This is a genomic window from Pseudomonas sp. GL-R-19 (genome assembly GCF_019956375.1).
Taxonomy (GTDB): Bacteria; Pseudomonadota; Gammaproteobacteria; order Pseudomonadales; family Pseudomonadaceae; genus Aquipseudomonas.
Window position 1 is genome coordinate 114713 of the sequence record NZ_JAHBDJ010000002.1, and the last position, 18500, is coordinate 133212.

At 62.2% G+C, this 18500-nt stretch carries 15 protein-coding genes and 1 pseudogene; 15 read left to right on the plus strand and 1 reads right to left on the minus strand.

Annotated elements, in window-relative coordinates:
- Positions 1-5: 5 nt before the first annotated feature.
- The 12 genes from KGA83_RS01195 (at position 6) to KGA83_RS01250 (ending at position 15771) form a co-directional block, all read left to right on the plus strand.
- A complete protein-coding gene (locus tag KGA83_RS01195; RefSeq protein ID WP_223527731.1) occupies positions 6-779 on the plus strand; it encodes a substrate-binding periplasmic protein in 774 nt (257 codons plus the stop codon).
- Positions 776-3031 (plus strand): ATP-binding protein, encoded by a 2256-nt coding sequence (locus tag KGA83_RS01200; RefSeq protein WP_223527733.1) that lies wholly within the window; start codon positions 776-778, stop codon positions 3029-3031. The genes KGA83_RS01195 and KGA83_RS01200 overlap by 4 nt, the downstream gene beginning before the upstream one ends.
- Positions 3032-3239: 208 nt before the next feature.
- Positions 3240-4652 carry an amino acid permease gene (locus tag KGA83_RS01205; protein WP_223527735.1) on the plus strand — a complete coding sequence of 471 codons (1413 nt, stop codon included), beginning with the start codon at positions 3240-3242 and terminating at the stop codon, positions 4650-4652.
- Between the two features lie 341 nt (positions 4653-4993).
- Positions 4994-5785, plus strand: a complete 792-nt coding sequence (locus KGA83_RS01210; RefSeq protein WP_108215772.1) for an enoyl-CoA hydratase/isomerase family protein — start codon at positions 4994-4996, stop codon at positions 5783-5785.
- 91 nt (positions 5786-5876) lie between these two features.
- A complete protein-coding gene (locus KGA83_RS01215) occupies positions 5877-7037 on the plus strand; it encodes an acyl-CoA dehydrogenase family protein (protein WP_223527737.1) in 1161 nt (386 codons plus the stop codon).
- A gap of 18 nt (positions 7038-7055) precedes the next feature.
- Entirely contained in the window at positions 7056-9155 is a 2100-nt protein-coding gene (locus KGA83_RS01220; RefSeq protein WP_223527739.1) for an acetate--CoA ligase family protein, read from the plus strand.
- 10 nt (positions 9156-9165) lie between these two features.
- Positions 9166-10773, plus strand: a complete 1608-nt coding sequence (locus KGA83_RS01225; protein ID WP_223527787.1) for a 5-guanidino-2-oxopentanoate decarboxylase — start codon at positions 9166-9168, stop codon at positions 10771-10773.
- Positions 10774-10797: 24 nt separating this feature from the next.
- Positions 10798-11988 carry a pyridoxal phosphate-dependent aminotransferase gene (locus KGA83_RS01230; RefSeq protein WP_223527745.1) on the plus strand — a complete coding sequence of 397 codons (1191 nt, stop codon included), beginning with the start codon at positions 10798-10800 and terminating at the stop codon, positions 11986-11988.
- The gene (locus tag KGA83_RS01235; protein ID WP_223527748.1) at positions 11981-13396 is read left to right on the plus strand and encodes an aldehyde dehydrogenase family protein; all 1416 of its coding nucleotides are present in this window, start codon (positions 11981-11983) and stop codon (positions 13394-13396) included. Before KGA83_RS01230 ends, KGA83_RS01235 begins: the two co-directional genes overlap by 8 nt.
- 79 nt (positions 13397-13475) lie before the next feature.
- Positions 13476-14186, plus strand: a complete 711-nt coding sequence (locus KGA83_RS01240; RefSeq protein WP_223527751.1) for an NAD(P)H-dependent oxidoreductase — start codon at positions 13476-13478, stop codon at positions 14184-14186.
- A 492-nt stretch (positions 14187-14678) separates the two neighbouring features.
- Positions 14679-15041, plus strand: a complete 363-nt coding sequence (locus KGA83_RS01245; RefSeq protein ID WP_223527755.1) for a DUF6124 family protein — start codon at positions 14679-14681, stop codon at positions 15039-15041.
- A gap of 274 nt (positions 15042-15315) precedes the next feature.
- Complete coding sequence (locus KGA83_RS01250) at positions 15316-15771, plus strand: YMGG-like glycine zipper-containing protein (RefSeq protein ID WP_223527758.1); 456 nt, start codon at positions 15316-15318, stop codon at positions 15769-15771.
- A gap of 6 nt (positions 15772-15777) precedes the next feature.
- Here the strand turns inward: KGA83_RS01250 and KGA83_RS01255 are convergent.
- Positions 15778-15867: pseudogene (locus KGA83_RS01255) on the minus strand (outer membrane lipoprotein carrier protein LolA); the annotation flags it as partial.
- 203 nt (positions 15868-16070) lie between these two features.
- Between KGA83_RS01255 and KGA83_RS01260 the strand changes: the two are divergent.
- The 3 genes from KGA83_RS01260 to KGA83_RS01270 all read left to right on the plus strand — a co-directional run bounded on the left by KGA83_RS01260 (position 16071) and on the right by KGA83_RS01270 (position 18408).
- Positions 16071-17681, plus strand: a complete 1611-nt coding sequence (locus tag KGA83_RS01260; protein ID WP_108215764.1) for a mechanosensitive ion channel family protein — start codon at positions 16071-16073, stop codon at positions 17679-17681.
- Positions 17682-17860: 179 nt separating this feature from the next.
- Positions 17861-18133, plus strand: a complete 273-nt coding sequence (locus KGA83_RS01265) for a CopG family ribbon-helix-helix protein (RefSeq protein WP_223527764.1) — start codon at positions 17861-17863, stop codon at positions 18131-18133.
- The gene (locus KGA83_RS01270; RefSeq protein WP_223527767.1) at positions 18133-18408 is read left to right on the plus strand and encodes a type II toxin-antitoxin system RelE/ParE family toxin; all 276 of its coding nucleotides are present in this window, start codon (positions 18133-18135) and stop codon (positions 18406-18408) included. Before KGA83_RS01265 ends, KGA83_RS01270 begins: the two co-directional genes overlap by 1 nt.
- The last annotated feature ends 92 nt before the right edge of the window (positions 18409-18500 follow it).

An 18500-nucleotide genomic window follows, 5' to 3' on the forward strand; every position in this document is an offset into this window, starting at 1 on the left:
AGCTGATGGCGCGATGGCTTTGCCTGCTGGCGATGCTGGTGGCTGGCCATGCCGTCGCGGCGGACAAGGTTCGCTATTGCGATTACCCGGTGTACCCGCCGATCTCCTGGAGCGACGGCAAGCAGGTGCGCGGCCTGGCGCCGAACGTGGTGAAAAATCTGTTCGGCCAGTTGGGGTATGAGGTCGAGATTATCGTGCTGGGCAACTGGAAACGCTGCCTGCTGGACGCCGCCGAAGGCCGGGTCGATGTGGTGTTGGCCTACAGCACCGCGCAACGCGAACAGAGCATGCTGTTCTCGACGGTGCCGGTATTGCGTGAAGAAGTGGCGCTGTTCATCAACCGCCAACACCCGGTGACATTCGAACAACTGGACGACCTGGCCCATTACCGTGGCGGCCTGTTGTTCGGCGAGAGCTACGGTGTGGCGTTCGATCGCATGGTCGCGCGCAACAACAATATCGAATGGGTTTCCGACAGCCACCAGAACTTCGGCAAGCTGATTCGCGGGCGCATCGATTTCATCACCCAGGAGCGGCGTACCGGCCAGCTGTACGTGGAAAACCTGCCCGGCGGCCAGGACATCGTCGCCTTGCCCAAGGCCTTGAGCGTGGACTATTTGCGGGTTGCCGTGTCACGGCGCTCGCCCTTGGCCGAGCGCATGCCCGAGATCAACGCGCAATTGCAGCGCATGGTCGATGCCGGCGACATCGAGCGCTGGCTCAACGAAAGCGAAGTGACCTACCGCGACATGATCAACCTGCCGGTGGATGCGCAATGATTCGCGCCCGCCCCGGTGGACTGTTGCGACGCCTGTTGCTGTTCATTCTGTTGTTCAGCCTGTGCTTCACCGTACTGGCCAGCAGCGTGCAACTGTACATCGAGTATCGACGGGAAATGCGCGACATCGATTCGCGCATGGAGCTGATCCGCGCCGGCTACCTGGCCAGCCTGGAACGCAGCCTCTGGGATTTGAACCAGGAGCAGTTGAACGTGCAGTTGCGCGGGCTGGTGGACTTCTCCGACGTCGCGCGGGTGCACTTGACCAGCGCCGATTTCGACCTGGTACAAGGCAATCCGACCCCGGCGGGACCGCTGCGTATCGAGCGCTTTGCCCTGGACTATCAGCCGCCGTCCGGCCCGCTGCGCAACCTTGGCGAGCTGGAAGTGAGCACGGATCTGGGGGCGGTGTACCAGCGTCTCTATGCCACCGGTTTGACCAGCCTGTTGTGGATGGCGGTGTTCCTCTGCGGTCTGGCCGTTGCCTTGTCGGGGCTGTTTTATCGTCTGGTGACCCGTCACCTGAAAGTCATGGCCGAGTTCGCCCGGCGCATTGCCGCCGGTGAATGGCACGAGCCCCTGTATTTGGACAAGCGCCGCGGCAGCGACGAAATCGACACCGTGGCCCACGCACTGGACGACATGCGCCGGGCGATCCTGCGGGACATCGAGCGCCGGGAAACCGATCGCCTGGCCTTGCAGGACAACCGTGACGAGCTGCTGAAAATGGTTGAGCGCCGCACCGCCAGCCTGATGCGGGCCAAGGACGAGGCGGAAGCGGCCAACCTTGCCAAGTCGCGGTTTCTGGCGACCATGAGCCACGAACTGCGCACGCCCCTCAATGGCATCCTCGGCATGGCCGAACTGTTGCGCGGCGCGCGCCTGGATGCCCGGGACGGCAAACGCCTGGATGCCTTGCACAAGGCCGGTGAAGGCTTGCTGACGATCCTCAACGAAGTGCTGTATTTCGCCAAGCTGGAGGAGGGCGTCAGCCATCCCGAGCCGGTGGATTTCTCGCTGCGCCAGTTGCTCGACGAGGTGCTGACATTGTTGGAACCGCGAGCGCTGAACAACGACACGATCCTCACTTGCCGCATCGATCAGCGGGTTGCCGAGTATCACCACGGCGCCGAGCAGTTCCTGCGTCAGGTGCTGAGCAACCTGCTGGCGAACGCGATCAAGTTCACCGAAGGCGGCGAAGTCAGCGTCGAGGTGGCGCTTCTCAGCGAAACCGGCGAACAGACCGGGCAGCGGCTGCGGGTCAGTGTCACGGACGACGGCATCGGCATTGCCCCGGCGATGCAGGCGAAGATTTTCGAGCGTTTCACCCAGGCCAGCGAAGAAGTGGCCCAGCGTTTTGGTGGCACTGGATTGGGGTTGGCGATCTGCAAACATCTGGTGGAGCAGATGGGCGGCTGCATCGGCGTGGAGAGTGAAGTGGGGCGCGGCAGTTGTTTCTGGTTCGAGCTGTCCTTGCAGCCGGCCAGCGGCGTGGCTGAGGCTCCGCCGGTACGCGCGGTGGGGCCGGCACTGAACATCCTGGTGGTCGAAGACGTGGCGCTCAACCGCGAAGTGGCCAAGGGTTTATTGCAGCGGGACGGCCACCGGGTATGGCTCGCCGAAGAAGCGGATCAGGCGCTGGAACACTGCGCGGCGCGGGTTTTCGATCTGCTGCTGCTCGACGTGCATCTGCCGGGCATCAGCGGTGTCGAGTTATGCCGGCAGATCCGCAACAGCGACGGGCCGAATCGCCACACCCGGATTTTCGCCTTGACCGCCAGCGTGCAACCGGCGCTGGTGCGCGGTTATCTGGAGGCCGGCATGGACGGTGTCCTGGCCAAGCCCTTGAAGCTGGAAAACCTGCGCCAGGTGCTGGAAGGGCATGCGCCCGTCGCCGAGTCGCTGCTGAGCGATGAGGCAATGGACTGGCCGTTGCTGCAGACCCATCGCAACCTGCTCGGCGAGCAAAAGGTCCAGAGTCTGCTGGCGGTGCTGCGCGACTCGATTCTCCAGCACCGCGATGCACTGCATGAAGCCATGGCCGCCGATGACTGCACAGAGGTTGCGCAACTGGCGCACCGTCTGGCCGGCAGCTGCGACTCCCTGGGTTTTCGGGCCTTGGCCGCCACCCTAAGGGCGCTGGAGACCTTGGCGCTGGCAAACGATGAATCGGCGATCCAGCGGCTGAGCCCCACGCTCAATGAGCAATTGCTGCGCTCGCTTGATACCCTCAAAGGCCTGTTGCAGAGCTGACGTACAAGTTTGTTACGACTTTGTACAACTTCGATCTTTACGGTCAACGCGAACTTACATGGCTTTCCAATAATCGACGCAACCGCCGCAGCGCGGTCTTCGAAGCTTATTGGAGATAATAATAATGAATTGCCGTAAAGCCGATCCCACCCTGCGCCGCGACGTCCTGTCGCGCGCTGCACACCTCACCGATTGCTGAGGTGCCGACATGAACGAAAATACTGATCGTAAAGGCATACAGCTGACCCGCGCCCTGAAGAGCCGGCACATTTTCATGCTGTCTTTGGGCGGCGTCATCGGCACCGGGTTGTTCATGGGCTCCGGCGTTACCATCAACCAGGGCGGCCCGGTGGGGGCGATCCTGGCTTACCTGGTCGCGGGTTTCCTGATGTACCTGGTGATGGTCTGCCTGGGTGAACTGTCGGTACAGATGCCGGTCTCCGGTTCGTTCCAGGCCCACGCCACCAAATACATCGGCCCGGCCACCGGGTTCATGATCGGTTGGGTGTACTGGATGAGTTGGGCCACCACCGTGGGCCTGGAGTTCACCGCCGCTGGCATGCTGATGACCCGCTGGTTCCCGGCGGTGCCGATCTGGTACTGGTCGGCGCTGTTCGTGGTGGTGCTGTTCGGTATCAATGCCATGGCCACCCGCGCTTTCGGTGAGGCGGAATACTGGTTCTCGGGGATCAAGGTCGCGGCGATTCTCGGTTTCATCGTGGTCGGCGTGCTGGTGATCTTCGGTGTAATACCCCTGAGCAGTGGCGCACCGGCGCCGATGGCGACCAACCTGATCGGCGATACGCTGTTCCCCAACGGCCTGTCGGCGGTGTTCGCGGTGATGATGACCGTGGTCTATGCGTTCCAGGGTTGCGAGATCATGGGCGTGGCCGCCGGTGAAACCGATCAGCCGGAAAAGAGCATTCCCCGCGCCGTACGCAACGTGGTGTTCCGCGTGCTGATCTTCTACGTGCTGGCGATCATCGTGCTGTCGGCCATCGTGCCGTGGCAGCAGGCCGGCCTGATGGAAAGCCCGTTCGTGCAGGTGTTCGACATGGTCGGCATTCCCTACGCCGCCGACCTGATGAACTTCGTGATCCTCACGGCGATCCTGTCGGTGGGAAACTCCGGCCTGTATGCCTCGACACGCATCCTGTGGGCGATGTCGAAAACCGGCATGGCGCCGAAAAGTCTGTCGCCATTGAGCAAGCGTGGCGTGCCGCTGCGCGCCTTGAGCATCACCTTGTGCTTCGCGCTGGTGTCGCTGATGACCAGCTTCGTCGCCGCCGACACCTTGTTCATGGTGCTGATGGCGGTGAGCGGCATGTCCGGCACCGTGACCTGGATTGTCATTGCGCTGGCGCAGTACAAGTTCCGCAAGGCTTATCTGCGTGACGGCGGCAAACTCAGCGACCTGAAGTACCGCGCACCGTGGTTCCCGGTATTGCCGCTGATGTGCATCACGCTGTGCTGCTCGCTGTTCGTGTTCCTGGCCCTGGATGAGACCCAGCGTCCGTCGCTGTATTGGGGCTTTGGCTTCATTGCGCTGTGCTATGGCGCGTACTTCCTGATCCATCGCAAGCGTCAGGGCGCGTTGGCGCCGAGCTTGCCGACTGCCTGACACCTCCAGATAACCGTTTCCCCTGTAGGAGCGAGCCTGCTCGCGATGGTCGTCAACGATAACGCTGGGTACCTGACACTCCGCGGCGTTTTCAAGTTCATCGCGAGCAAGCTCGCTCCTACAGTTGTTTTGTGCTGGGCGTAGGCAGTTGTTCGAAGTTGTAACAGCGCCAACGGCTTACGCTCGCCCATCTATAAATAATTCAATAAAACCAATGTGTTACATGATTTTTGAGCTTGTTACAGCCCATTTCTCCGCCGATTGCCGCCTTACTGAACACTCGTTTAGTATGGCCTCAAGTCGCATCACCTCAGACCCATCAAAATAATTCGAGGATTCCCATGACCACTCAATCGTCGCTGCTCAGCCAGGTTGAAGCAGGCGTTGCCTGGATCACCCTCAACCGCACTGCCCAGCGCAATGCGCTGGACATTCCGACGCTGAAAAACCTGCACGGCTTGCTCGACGCTTTCAACGCCGATCCGGCGGTGCGCGTGGTGGTATTGACCGGTAGCGGCCGCAGTTTCTGCGCCGGCGCGGACCTCGATGAATGGGCCGATGCCGAAGCCCGGGGCGCCCTGGAAACCTACGGCTGGACCGAAACCGCCCACGCCTTGATGACCCGCCTGCACAGTCTGGAAAAACCCACCATCGCCGCCATCAACGGCACCGCCGTCGGTGCAGGGATGGACCTGACCCTGTGCTGCGACCTGCGCATCGCCGGGCAATCGGCACGCTTCAAGGCCGGCTACACCAGCATGGCGTACTCGCCGGACGCCGGCGCCAGTTGGCACCTGCCGCGCTTGATCGGCAGCGAACAGGCCAAGCGCCTGTTGTTCCTCGACGAAATGTGGGGCGCCGACCGTGCCCTGGCCGCCGGTCTGGTCGGCGAAGTGTGCGCCGACGATCAATTGCTGACCGTTACCAGTGAACTCGCTGCACGCCTGGCCAGTGGCCCGACCTTCGCCTTCGCCCAGACCAAAAAGCTCATGCGTGAAGGCGCGGAACGCAGCCTGGCGGAGCAACTGCAAGCCGAACTCGCCGCCGGCCTGCTCTGCGGTCGCAGCGAAGACGGCAACGAAGCCCTGCGCGCCGCCATGGAAAAACGCCCGGCAACTTTTATCGGCCGCTAATCCGCTAGCACACCCATCTGTAGGCGCTGGCTTGCCAGCGAAGGCTTTTAGCATCTCCCCATTTCGCCGTTAACGAACAACAGGTAGCACCATGAATTTCCAACTGACCCAAGAACAAGAAATGTTGGTGGACTCGGTACGCAGCTTCGTCGAGAAGGAACTGCTGCCCTATGAAGAGCAGGTCGACCGCGCCGACGAGGTGTCCCCGGAACTGGCGGCACAGATTCGCGGCAAGGCGATTGCCGCCGGTTTCTACGCCTTCAACATGCCTGAGGAAGTGGGCGGTGGTGGCCTGGACTATCTGTCCCAGGCGCTGATCGAACGTGAGCTGTCCAAGGTGTCCTGGGCGCTGCACGTGTTTGTCGCGCGGCCGTCGAAAATCCTCATGGCCTGTACCGGCGACCAGATCAACGACTACCTGTTGCCGTGCATCCAGGGTGAAAAGATCGACTGTTTCGCCCTGACCGAACCGGGTGCCGGCTCCGACGCCAATGCGATCAAGACCCGCGCCGTGCGTGAGGGCGACGACTTCATTCTCAACGGCAGCAAGCATTTCATCAGCCACGCCGGCCATGCCGATTTCGCCATCGTCTTCGCTGTGACCGACACTTACGAGCACAACGGCAAAAAGCGTAACGCCGTGACCTCGTTCCTGGTCGACCGCAACACCCCGGGCATGACCATTCGCCGTGGGCCCAAGTGCGTGAGCAACCGCGGTTACCACACCTTCGAAATGTTCTTCGACGACTGCCGGGTGCTGGCCAGCAAAGTGCTGGGCGAAGTCGGCAAGGGTTGGGAGGTGGCCAACGCCTGGCTGACTGCCGGGCGGGTGATGGTCGCGGCCAACTGCGTCGGTCAGGCCCAGCGCGCACTGGATGTGTCCTTGCAATGGGCGGCGGACCGCAAGCAATTCGGCCAGCCGATCGGCACCTACCAGGGCGTGTCGTTCAAGCTCGCGGACATGGCCACGCAAATCCGCGCCGCGGAACTGCTGACCCTGCACACGGCCTGGAAAATGGACCAGGGCACCATGACCGATGGCGAGGCCGGCATGGCCAAGCTGTTCGCCAGTGAAGTGCTCGGTCGTGCCGCCGACGAGGCGGTGCAGATTTTCGGCGGCATGGGCCTGATGGACGAAGGTCCGGTGGAGCGCATCTGGCGTAACGCGCGGATCGAGCGGATCTGGGAAGGCACCTCGGAAATCCAGCGCCACATCATTTCCCGCGAGCTGCTGCGGCCGCTGCTGCGCTGATCGGCCCGGAGAATTCCCATGTCCCAAACCATTCGTGACAACCTCAAACGCATGCTCGCGCCGCAACACGTGGCGTTCGTCGGCGGCCGTAGCATGGCGCGCGCCCTCAAGCGTTGCGCCGAGGGCGGCTACCAAGGGCAAATGTGGCTGGTCAATCCGCAGCACGACAGCCTCGAAGGCGTGCCGTGTGTACGCAACATCGCCGACCTGCCATGCGGGCCCGATGCGGTATTCATCGCCACCAACCGCGAACTGACCCTGACTTGCGTCGCCGAACTGGCCGCCATCGGCGCGGGCGGGGCGATCTGCTACGCCTCAGGCTTCGCCGAGACCGGTGCCGAAGGCCAGGCCCTGCAACAGCGACTGCTCAAGGCCGCTGGCGACATGGCCTTGCTCGGCCCCAACTGCTATGGCCTGCTCGACTACCTGCACAGCTGCGCGCTGTGGCCGGTGGCCCATGGCGGCAAAGCGGTGGAGAAGGGCGTGGCGGTGCTGACCCAGAGCGGCAACTTCGCCTACAACCTGTCCATGAGCGATCGTTCGCTGCCAGTGGCCTACATGGCCTCGGTCGGCAATCAGGCGCAACTGGGAATCGCTGAACTGATGGACGTGTTGCTCGACGAGCCGCGCGTCACCGCCATCGGCCTGCATCTGGAAGGCCTGAAGAACGTGCCGGGTTTTGCCCGCGCCGCGCACAAGGCACTGGAGAAGGGCGTCCCGATCATTGCCCTGAAAACCGGCGTGTCGCAGATCGGCGCCGAACTGGCCTTGAGTCACACCAGTTCGCTGTCCGGTTCCGATGCGCTGTACGACGCGTTGTTCGACCGTCTCGGGGTGATCCGCGTCAGCGGCCCGGTGAGCTTTGTCGAAACCCTGAAGGCCGCTGCCTGCGGCAACCTGCCGGCGGGTCACAGCCTGATTGCGCTGGCCTGTTCCGGCGGCGACGCCGGGCTGATTGCCGACTACGCCGAACGCAACGACCTGGGCCTGCCGAAACTCGATCAAGGGCAGGTCGGCGAACTCGCGCAAGTGCTGCCGACCTACGCCAACCTGGTCAACCCGCTGGATTTCACCACGGCGATCTGGGGCGACGGCGAAGCCTTGAACCGCATGCTCGACAGCGCGCTGCGCACCGAGGCCGACGCGGCGATGCTGGTGCTCGACTACCCGTCGGAGTTCACCGGCGAGCGCAAGGAATGCGACCTGCTGCTGGAGTTGTACTGCGCGGCACTGCAACGCCACGGCAAGACCGGTTTTGTCACCTCGGCCTTCCCCGAGTTGTTGCCGGCCCATGCCCGCGAGCGTCTCCACGCCCAAGGCGTCGCGGCCTTGCAAGGTGTCGAAGATGGCTTGGCCGCGTGGGGCCGCATTGCCGGTTATCAGCGCAACCGCCAGGCCTTGTTGGCTTTGGGTGAATCGGCACTGGTACCGCTGTGCCCGCACGCGCTGGAAGGTGAGGGGCGTTTGCTCAATGAGTGGAACTCCAAACAGGCGTTGAAAGCCTTTGGCCTGCCAACGCCCAACGGCGTATTGAGCACCCCGGACAAGGCCCTGAAGGACGCCGAAACCCTGGGCTATCCGCTGGTACTTAAAGCGGTCAGCGCACAGCTGCCGCACAAGACCGAGGCTGGCGCCGTGGCGCTCAATCTCAAGGATGGCGCGGCGCTAAGCGCTGCACTGGAGAAGATGCGCGGCAGCATTGCCGCTTACGCCCCGGGCGTACCCCTCGATCAATTGTTGCTCGAACCCATGGCCAAGCCGCCACTGGCTGAGCTGATCGTCGGCATCAAACGCGAAAACGATTTCGGCCTCGCGCTGGTGATCGGTGCCGGCGGCATTCTGGTGGAGTTGCTCAAGGACAGTCGCAGCCTGTTGCTGCCGACCACTGACGGCGCGATCCGCAATGCCTTGCTCAGCTTGCGCAGCGCCCCGTTGCTGCAAGGTTTCCGTGGTCGCGAGCCTGCTGACCTGGACGCCTTGGTGAGCGCGATCCGCGCCGTGGCCGACTACGCCTGCGAGAACGCCGCGCAACTGCTCGAACTCGATGTGAACCCTTTGTTGGTCGGTGCCCATGGCACAACTGCGGTCGATGCGTTGATTCGCCTCGGCCAGGAGTGAGGACATGAATATGCAAAGCAAAACCTTGACCGGTGGCCAGGCCCTGGTGCGTCTGTTGGCCAACTACGGCGTCGATACCGTGTTCGGCATCCCCGGCGTACACACCCTGGAGCTGTATCGCGGCTTGCCCGGCAGCGGTATTCGCCACGTGCTGACCCGCCATGAGCAGGGCGCCAGTTTCATGGCCGACGGCTATGCCCGGGTCAGCGGAAAACCCGGCGTGTGCTTCGTCATCACCGGCCCCGGCGTGACCAACGCCGCCACCGGCATTGGCCAGGCCTACGCTGACTCGATTCCGATGCTGGTGATTTCCAGCGTCAACCACAGCGCCAGCCTGGGCAACGGCTGGGGCAGCCTGCACGAGTGCCAGGATCAACGGGCGATGACCGCGCCGATCACCGCGTTCTCCGCCGTGGCGCTGACCGCCGAAGACCTGCCGGAACTGATCGCCCGTGCCTACGCGGTGTTCGACAGCGAACGGCCGCGCCCGGTGCACATCTCGGTGCCGCTGGACGTGTTGTCGGCGCCGATTGCCCGAGACTGGAGCAATGAGGTGGTGCGTCGCCCGGGTCGCGGCCCGGCGTCCGCCAACGCCATCGATCAAGCTGTGGCCAAACTGAAGGCTGCCAAGCGGCCGATGATCATCGCCGGTGGCGGTGCGCTCAATGCCACTTCAGAACTGCAAGCCATCAGCACCCGGCTCGCTGCGCCGCTATTCACCAGCGTCGCCGGCAAAGGCCTGCTGCCACCGGATGCGCCGCTCAACGCCGGTTCATCCCTGTGTGTGGAGCCGGGCTGGAAGCTGATCGCCGAGGCCGACGTGGTGCTGGCGGTCGGCACCGAAATGGCCGACACCGACTACTGGCGCGAACGCCTGCCGCTGACCGCCGAACTGCTGCGTGTCGACATCGATCCGCGCAAGTTCAACGACTTCTACCCGTGCGCGGTGGCATTGCATGGCGATGCACAACAAACCCTCAGTGGGTTGCTTGAGCGTTTGCCGACCGACGTGCGCGACGCTGGCGCCGCCACGGCCTCGGTCGCGGCCCTGCGCGAAGCGGTCAAGGCCAGCCATGGCCCATTGCAGTCGATCCATCAATCGATTCTCGACCGTATCGCCGTGGAGCTGCCGGAAAACGCCTTCATCAGCACCGACATGACCCAACTGGCCTACACCGGCAACTACGCCTTCGACAGCCTGGCCATCCGCAGTTGGCTGCACCCGACCGGCTACGGCACCTTGGGATACGGCCTGCCGGCAGGCATCGGCGCCAAGTTCGGCGCGCCGCAACGGCCTGGCCTGGTGTTGGTGGGTGACGGAGGTTTCCTCTACACCGCCCAGGAGTTGGCCACGGCTGTTGAAGAACTGGACAGCCCGCTGGTGGTGCTGCTGTGGAACAACGACGCACTGGGGCAGATTCGCGACGACATGCTCGGCCTGGATATCGAGCCCATCGGCGTGCTGCCACGCAACCCGGATTTCGCCGCCCTCGCGCGTGCCTTCGGTTGCACCGTGACCCAGCCGCAAAGCCTCGCCGAGTTGCAGACTGACTTGCACCAAGGCTTCAAGCGTAACGGCGTGACTTTGATCGAACTCAAGCATGCCTGCGCGCATTGATCTGCATTTCAAGGGGATGAAGCCATGCGCTTTTCCGATCTGACTCAACGAATCGCCGGTGACGGCGCCGCCGCGTGGGATATCCACTACCGCGCCCTGGCACTGCGCGAACAGGGTGAAGACATTCTGCTGTTGTCCGTGGGCGACCCGGATTTCGACACGCCACAGCCCATCGTGCAGGGCGCCATCGACAGCCTGCTGAGCGGCAACACCCACTACGCCGAGGTGCGCGGCAAGCGTGCCCTGCGTGAGGCCATTGCCAGGCGCCATCAACAACGCAGCGGCCAATCGGTTTCGGCGGATCAGGTCACCGTGCTCGCCGGGGCGCAATGTGCGCTGTTCAGCGTGGCCCAATGCGTGCTCAATCCCGGTGACGAGGTGATCGTCGCCGAACCGATGTACGTCACCTACGAAGCCGTGTTCGGGGCTTGCGGCGCCGTGGTGGTGCCGGTGCCGGTGCGCTCGGAAAACGGCTTCCGCGTGCTGCCCGAAGACGTCGCTGCGCGCATTACCCCGCGCACCCGGGCACTGGCCCTGAACAGCCCGCACAATCCGTCCGGCGCCAGTCTGCCGCGCAGCACCTGGGCTGCCTTGGCTGAGTTGTGCATCGGCCACGACCTGTGGCTGATTTCCGATGAGGTCTACAGCGAATTGCTGTTCGAAGGCGAGCACGTCAGCCCGGCGAGCCTGCCGGGCATGGCCGAGCGCACCGCGACCCTCAACAGCCTGTCGAAATCCCACGCCATGACCGGGTGGCGCGTCGGCTGGGTGGTGGCACCGCCATCCCTGGCCGCGCACCTGGAAAACCTCGCGCTGTGCATGCTCTACGGCTCGCCGGATTTCATTCAGGACGCCGCCGTGGTGGCCTTGGAAAGCAACTTGCCAGAGCTCGAAGCCATGCGCGAAGCCTATCGCCAGCGTCGCGACCTGGTGTGCGACAGCCTGGCCGATTGCCCCGGCGTGCGGGCGTTGAAACCCGATGGCGGGATGTTCGTGATGCTCGATATCCGCCAGACCGGGCTCAGCGCCCAGGCGTTTGCCGACCGTCTGCTGGATCGCCACGGCGTGTCGGTATTGGCTGGCGAGGCCTTTGGTCCGAGCGCGGCGGGGCATATTCGCCTCGGTCTGGTGGTCGGCGCCGAACCCCTGCGCGATGCCTGCCAGCGCATCGCCCGTTGTGCTCAAGAATTGATGGAGGCCCAGGTTCATGCTTAACCACAAGGCGTTGTTTATTGATGGTCGCTGGCAGAAACCTTCGGGGCAGGGCATCGCCGAGGTGATCAACCCAGCCACCGAGGAGGTGTGCGGCAGTGTTCCGCTGGGTGATGAGCTCGATGTCGAAAACGCGGTGGCGGCTGCACGTCGGGCCTTCGCCTCATGGTCGCGCACGCCGTCCAGCGTGCGGGCCGGTTACATCCGCGCACTGGCCGATCAACTGCGTAATCGTGCTGATGAAATGGCTTCTGTCATTACCACTGAATTGGGCATGCCGGTGCAATGGTGCCGCTCGGTGCAGGTCGACGGGCCGATCGCTGGCCTTGAGCAATACGTCGAATTGGCTCATCTCATGGACGAGGTGCGTGAAGTCGGCAATTCGCTGGTGATCCGCGAGGCCGTGGGTGTCTGCGCGTTCATCAACCCGTGGAATTACCCGCTGCACCAGTTGATCGGCAAACTCGCCCCGGCCCTGGCCGCCGGTTGCACAGTGGTGGTCAAACCGAGCCAGGAAACCCCGCTGCATGCCTTCCTGTTGGCGCAAATGATCGAGGACATCGGCCTGCCGGCCGGGGTGTTCAACCTGGTCAGCGGCCCGGGCTCGAAAGTCGGCGAAGCGCTGGCCAAACATCCGGACGTGGACATGGTGTCGTTCACCGGCTCCACCGGCGCCGGCGTTCGCGTTGCGCAAGCGGCGGCGCCTTCGGTGAAACGGGTGTGCCTGGAACTGGGCGGCAAGTCGCCGCTGCTGATCGCCGAAGATGCCGACCTGGCAGCGGCCGTGCGCTACGGCGTGCAGGACGTGATGATCAACTCCGGCCAGACCTGCACCGCGTTGACCCGCATGCTGCTGCCGGCCAGCCGTTACGCCGAGGCCGTGGAACTGGCGCTGGCGGAAACCCTGAGCCTGCGCATGGGCGATCCCCTCGACCCGCAAAGCTTCCTCGGTCCGATGTGTTCGGCCGGGCAAAAACGCACCGTGCTCGATTACATCAAGGTCGGCCAACAGGAAGGCGCACGACTGCTGTGCGGCGGTGACACGCCGTCAATGTTCGAGCGCGGCTTTTATGTCAGCCCGACGCTGTTCGCCGATGTCGACAACCGCATGCGCATTGCCCAGGAAGAAATCTTCGGCCCGGTGCTGTGCCTGATTCCCTACACCGATGAGGCACAAGCGATCCAGATCGCCAACGACTCGCCGTTCGGCCTGTCCAGCGGCGTCTGGGCCGGCAGTGCCGAGCGCGCCTTGCATTTGGGTCGCCAACTGCGTGCAGGCCAGTGCTTCCTCAACGGCGCGGCATTCAATTATCAGGCGCCGTTTGGTGGCTACAAACAGTCGGGTAACGGTCGCGAATGGGGTGAGGAGGGGTTGAACGAATTCGTCGAAGTGAAGGCGATCCAGGTGTGACGATTGGTGACTCGAACTGTTCATCAACCACTGCTCCACACCTTCAATCGATACGCTGGGAAAAGTCTAAGGAATCACCATGAAAGTACTGATCGTCCACGCCCACCCGGAACCGCAATCCTTCACCGCCGCCCTGCGGGACCAGGCCGTCGCGACCCTCGAAGCCCAGGGCCACGAAGTGCAGGTCAGCGACCTGTACAAAATGAACTGGAACCCGGTGGCCAGCGACGCGGACTTCTCGAATCGGGAAAACCCCGAGTACCTGGTCTATGCCCTGGAACAACGCCTGGGTGTGAAGAGCCAGTCGCTGGCGGCGGACATTCAGGCCGAACTGGACAAATTGTTGTGGGCCGACCTGCTGATCCTCAATTTCCCGATCTTCTGGTTCTCCGCCCCGGCGATGCTCAAGGGCTGGATCGACCGGGTGCTGGTGTCGGGCATCTGCTACGGCGGCAAGCGTTTCTATGATCAGGGCGGATTGGCTGGGAAGAAGGCACTGGTGACCGTGACCCTGGGCGGGCGCGAACACATGTTCGGCGAAGGCGCGATTCATGGCCCGCTGGAGGACATGCTGCGGCCGATCCTGCGTGGCACCCTGGCTTACGTCGGGTTCGATGTGCTGGAACCGTTCGTGGCCTGGCATGTGCCGTACATCAGTGACGAGGCGCGCCAGCAATTTCTGGTTGATTACAGCCAGCGTTTGCAGCACTTGAGCGACGACCAACCACTGGTATTTCCGAAGTTGGCGCAGTTCGATGACAAGCTCTATCCACTGACCACCAATGCCTGACTAACACCATATACCCTGTAGGAGCGAGCCTGCTCGCGATGGTGGCTCAGCCAACATGGATGTTGAAGCTGATACCCTCATCGCGAGCAGGCTCGCTCCTACAGTTCTTTGTATTGGCTGTCCTATTGGTGTGTGTTTAAGGGGGTTGCTTAGCGGCTGTCAGCGTTACTTCCCGCAAGCTACAACGGCTTGCGTCATTGCCTACAGCTACGCCAGAATCCGCCGGCTTGTGCGTCTTGGGGGCGGGTTCTATCGTTGACCGGTCGCTGCAAAACAGCAGCGATCGGGTTTGGTAGCCCGTTTTCCACATACGCGTAGCATCACCTATGGACAGGCGCCTTTTTGGCAATTGTTTTAATGGTGTCCATGCGTAGGGCGCTCTCGGGCGCGCCGGTTTTTCCATGTGGGCCGGTCTACCAACCTTCGTATGGCCACCACCCATCGTTTGGTAGCGAGAGTGATGGCTCCATTTATCACATATGGAGTTTCACTATGTTCAAAGTCACACCCAACCCGCCGGACACTGATCCGATATCCCCGCACGAAACCCTCGACTCCCAGAAACTCCACGAAGCCGCCGAGCGCGCCCTCGATCATTACCTCAACCCCGGCCCCGGCATCATGGCCACGCCGCGAAAGCCCAGCTCCATGTTCATCGTCAATCCCGAACTCAATGTCGAAACCTTACTGGTGCACGCCTGTGAATCGCTGGCGTCGGCCCATGTCATGGCCAACGACCTGGTGGATCACCTGCAAGGAACAAATCGCAATGCGCTGCTGGGCATTGCGCAAGTGATCATGCTCGGCGAACTGGCCGTGAACCGGGCGCTGGATCAGCTCGATCCGCCTGAATAACCACAAATCTCCAGATCACCGATAGACCTGTAGGAGCGAGCCTGCTCGCGATTGCGTAGTGTCAGTCGACGTCTATTTTGTCTGACACGCCGCCATCGCGAGCAGGCTCGCTCCTACACGACTCCAACCGCTTGTTCGGAAGTCTTTCTCTGAGGGGCCGTTGAACTACACTTTTCAGTTGCTCCACCCGATCGGCAGGCGACGCATGGCGTCGCTTGCCGCCGCCAGTCGACCCAAAGGCTTGCCCGTTGTGGCAAACCTGCCGGAGGTCATCATGAAAAGGTTTTCACCGGTCAGCCTGTGTATCGCATTGTCGATTTTGAGTAGCCCGGGATGGGCGCAATCGGTGGTGCCGATGAAAGGGCAGAGTTCGCAACAAACCCAGGCCGACATCAACGAATGCAACAGCATCGCCGCCAGCCAAAGCGCCTCGACGGCTTCCACGCCTACCGGCGGGAGGGTCAAGGGCGCCGCTGTAGGGGCCGCCGCCGGCGCAACGGCGGCCCAGGTGCGCGGCAACCAGCACGACGAGGCTTATGACCGCGTCGATAGTGATGTGCAACAGGACTATCGCCAGAACCGCGCCAAGTCGACGGCAGCGGCCGGCGCTGTGGTCGGTGGTTCACGTCAGCGCCAGGAGCGCCGGGCGGACGCGAAAACCACGCAGGCGAACACCACGACGGCTTACACCAGCTGTTTGCAGGGCAAGGGTTATCAGGTCAATCCTTGAGTCAGGTACGCAACACACTGTAGGAGCGAGCTTGCTCGCGAATAACCTGAGGGCGCCGCGGACTATCAGGTGCCCAGTGTCATCGTTTACGACCATCGCGAGCAAGCTTGCTCCTACAAGGATCTTCAGTGTTTCGAGAATTCGGTCAGGAGCACAATTTCAGAGGCTTGAGTTCGCTGTTTCAAGGAACGAGACGGGTAAGGAAACTGCCTGTAGCTCCAATCTGACAACCGTTCATCGGTGAACTACGCTGCGATACGTACCCTCGATCTGAATTTCGTGACGTAAGGATCCGACACATGCGGAGCAGGCTGCTCGCTGTAATGTTTACTGTCTTCGGGATGTTTGTGTCGGTGCAATTGTGGGCCGAAGACGCACCGAAAGTGGTCGATGCTCCCGTAGAATTGAAAGTGGCCAACCGCACCATCATGGCGTTTCACGCGACCACCCTCGGTGAAGCCCCGGCCTCGCGGGTCAAACGGGCGAAAGCGGTGATCGGTGAGGCGCTGGATGATGCCGACGATCTCAATGTCGCCATCGACCCGATCATGGAAAGCTACATGGTGCTGCTGGGTAGCCGGCGCGCCTTTATTGTTTCGCCCAAGGATATCGACGGGACCGAATACGACTCGGTACAGCAGGCCGCCGAAGCCGCGGCTGCCAAGCTGCGTCAGGTCATTGCCGAAACCCGGGAAGCCCGCAACCTGCAATTGATTCTGCGCTCCGCAGTCGCCGCGTTGATCGCCACCGGCGTTTATATAGGTTTGCTGTTCGGTATGTTGTTTGTGCGGCGCAAAGTGCTGAAGAAACTGCCCGAACTGATGCATCGGCACACCCAGGCCCTGAAGGTCGGACGGGTTCCGCTGGTCGACGCCAATTTCCTGTATCCGCTGGCCAGTCGCCTGTTGGAGCTGGTGCGCTGGATCGTCGTGATGCTGTTTACCTACGAATGGCTGGGCTTTGTCCTGTCACGCTTTCCCTATACCCGTCCCTGGGGCGAAAGCCTCAATAACTATCTGCTGGAGCTCGGCGGTTATCTGCTGCAAGGGATTGTCGGCGCCATACCCGGGCTGGGCGTGGCGCTGGCGATCTTCTTTATCGCCCGCGGCGCAACCGCCTTCATGCGGCGGATACTGCGGCGCATGGCTGTACCGGGAACCCTGAGCTGGCTGAACCATGAAACCCTGCAACCCACCCAACGCCTGACGTCCCTGGCGATCTGGCTGTTTGCCCTGGCCATGGCCTATCCGTACCTGCCGGGTGCGGGCACCGATGCCTTCAAAGGCTTGTCGGTGTTGATCGGCCTGATGATTTCCCTGGGCGCCACCAGCGTGGTGGGCCAGGCAGCGGCGGGTTTGATCCTGACCTACACCCGAACCCTGCGCCCCGGCGAATTCGTGCGCATTGGCGACTACGAAGGCACGGTGACCGAATTGGGCATGTTTACCACCAGCATTCGCACCGGCCTGGGTGAGGTGCTGACCCTGCCCAACTCGATGATCACCGGCACCGTCACCAAGAACTATTCGCGAGTGGTACAAGGCCCCGGCTACGTGGTCGACACCGTCGTGACCATCGGCTACGACACGCCGTGGCGGCAGGTGGAGGCGATGTTGCTGGAGGCCGCAAAACGCACGCCGGGAGTTCTCGAAGTGCCGCCGGCCCAGGTATTCCAGACAGCATTGTCGGACTTCTACCCGGAATACCGATTGGTGGCCCAGGCCATCCCCAGCCAGCCACGGCCGCGCGCTGTGCTGCTGAGCATGCTGCACGCCAACATCCAGGATGTGTTCAATGAGTATGGTGTGCAGATCATGTCGCCGCACTATCTGGGCGATCCACAACAGGAGAAATGGGTGCCCAGGGACAAGTGGTACCCGGCCCCCGCGCAGGAATCGAAGGAATCCTGATTACGTCTGAAAGGGAGTTCGCAACATGATCGAGCTTGGGCTGCATGCTATGCGCGATGACCACCTATCGTGCTTGACCACCCTGGGTTATCAGATGTGATTTAATCTGGTTCATATTGAAGCAATCTGAATAACGTTAACCGGTATCTGCTGCATCTCGCGGCACTGGAGCAAATGTCATGGCTACTACCGTCAAAACCCGCTCAGTGACGGCACACGTCCCGGTTGACCTGGCCGAACGGGTTGATCAGCTCGCTGAGCGTCTGGATCGCTCTAGAAACTGGATCGTGAAGCAGGCCCTGTCGGCGTGGCTGGATCAGGAAGAAGAACGCAGTCGCCTGACCCGTGAAGCCTTGGCCGATGTGGATGCCGGTCGTGTTATCGACCATCAGGCTGTCCAGGCATGGGCCGAAAGTCTCGGCACAGAATCTCCGTTACCGGTGCCGCGCTGATGGAGTTGAAGTGGACTGGCAAGGCGCTTTCTGATGTAGCCCGTTTGTACGAGTTTCTAGCCACCGTCAATCAACCTGCCGCTGCCCATACGGTTCAACAGCTGATTGCTGCTCCAGGCACTTTGCTGGCCAACCCGCGCATTGGAGAGCGTCTGGAGGAGTTCGACCCACGGGATGTGCGGCGAATTCTGATCGGCCACTATGAACTTCGATATGAAATTCAGCATTCAACGATCTATCTGCTGCGCTTGTGGTATACACGCGAGCATCGATAGCGCCTGCAAGCAAGGGGCGAATCTCAGGTCCAGCCTTCAAAATCCACTTTCCCTCATCAGTTGACTGGCGCGGGGGCTGCCGATCTCCAGTA

Bases quoted from the DNA above. Each gene is read 5' to 3' on its own strand.
- KGA83_RS01195 (WP_223527731.1), top strand. From the start codon at position 6: ATGGCGCGATGGCTTTGCCTGCTGGCGATGCTGGTGGCTGGCCATGCC.
- KGA83_RS01200 (WP_223527733.1), top strand. From the start codon at position 776: ATGATTCGCGCCCGCCCCGGTGGACTGTTGCGACGCCTGTTGCTGTTC.
- KGA83_RS01205 (WP_223527735.1), top strand. From the start codon at position 3,240: ATGAACGAAAATACTGATCGTAAAGGCATACAGCTGACCCGCGCCCTG.
- KGA83_RS01210 (WP_108215772.1), top strand. From the start codon at position 4,994: ATGACCACTCAATCGTCGCTGCTCAGCCAGGTTGAAGCAGGCGTTGCC.
- KGA83_RS01215 (WP_223527737.1), top strand. From the start codon at position 5,877: ATGAATTTCCAACTGACCCAAGAACAAGAAATGTTGGTGGACTCGGTA.
- KGA83_RS01220 (WP_223527739.1), top strand. From the start codon at position 7,056: ATGTCCCAAACCATTCGTGACAACCTCAAACGCATGCTCGCGCCGCAA.
- KGA83_RS01225 (WP_223527787.1), top strand. From the start codon at position 9,166: ATGCAAAGCAAAACCTTGACCGGTGGCCAGGCCCTGGTGCGTCTGTTG.
- KGA83_RS01230 (WP_223527745.1), top strand. From the start codon at position 10,798: ATGCGCTTTTCCGATCTGACTCAACGAATCGCCGGTGACGGCGCCGCC.
- KGA83_RS01235 (WP_223527748.1), top strand. From the start codon at position 11,981: ATGCTTAACCACAAGGCGTTGTTTATTGATGGTCGCTGGCAGAAACCT.
- KGA83_RS01240 (WP_223527751.1), top strand. From the start codon at position 13,476: ATGAAAGTACTGATCGTCCACGCCCACCCGGAACCGCAATCCTTCACC.
- KGA83_RS01245 (WP_223527755.1), top strand. From the start codon at position 14,679: ATGTTCAAAGTCACACCCAACCCGCCGGACACTGATCCGATATCCCCG.
- KGA83_RS01250 (WP_223527758.1), top strand. From the start codon at position 15,316: ATGAAAAGGTTTTCACCGGTCAGCCTGTGTATCGCATTGTCGATTTTG.
- KGA83_RS01260 (WP_108215764.1), top strand. From the start codon at position 16,071: ATGCGGAGCAGGCTGCTCGCTGTAATGTTTACTGTCTTCGGGATGTTT.
- KGA83_RS01265 (WP_223527764.1), top strand. From the start codon at position 17,861: ATGGCTACTACCGTCAAAACCCGCTCAGTGACGGCACACGTCCCGGTT.
- KGA83_RS01270 (WP_223527767.1), top strand. From the start codon at position 18,133: ATGGAGTTGAAGTGGACTGGCAAGGCGCTTTCTGATGTAGCCCGTTTG.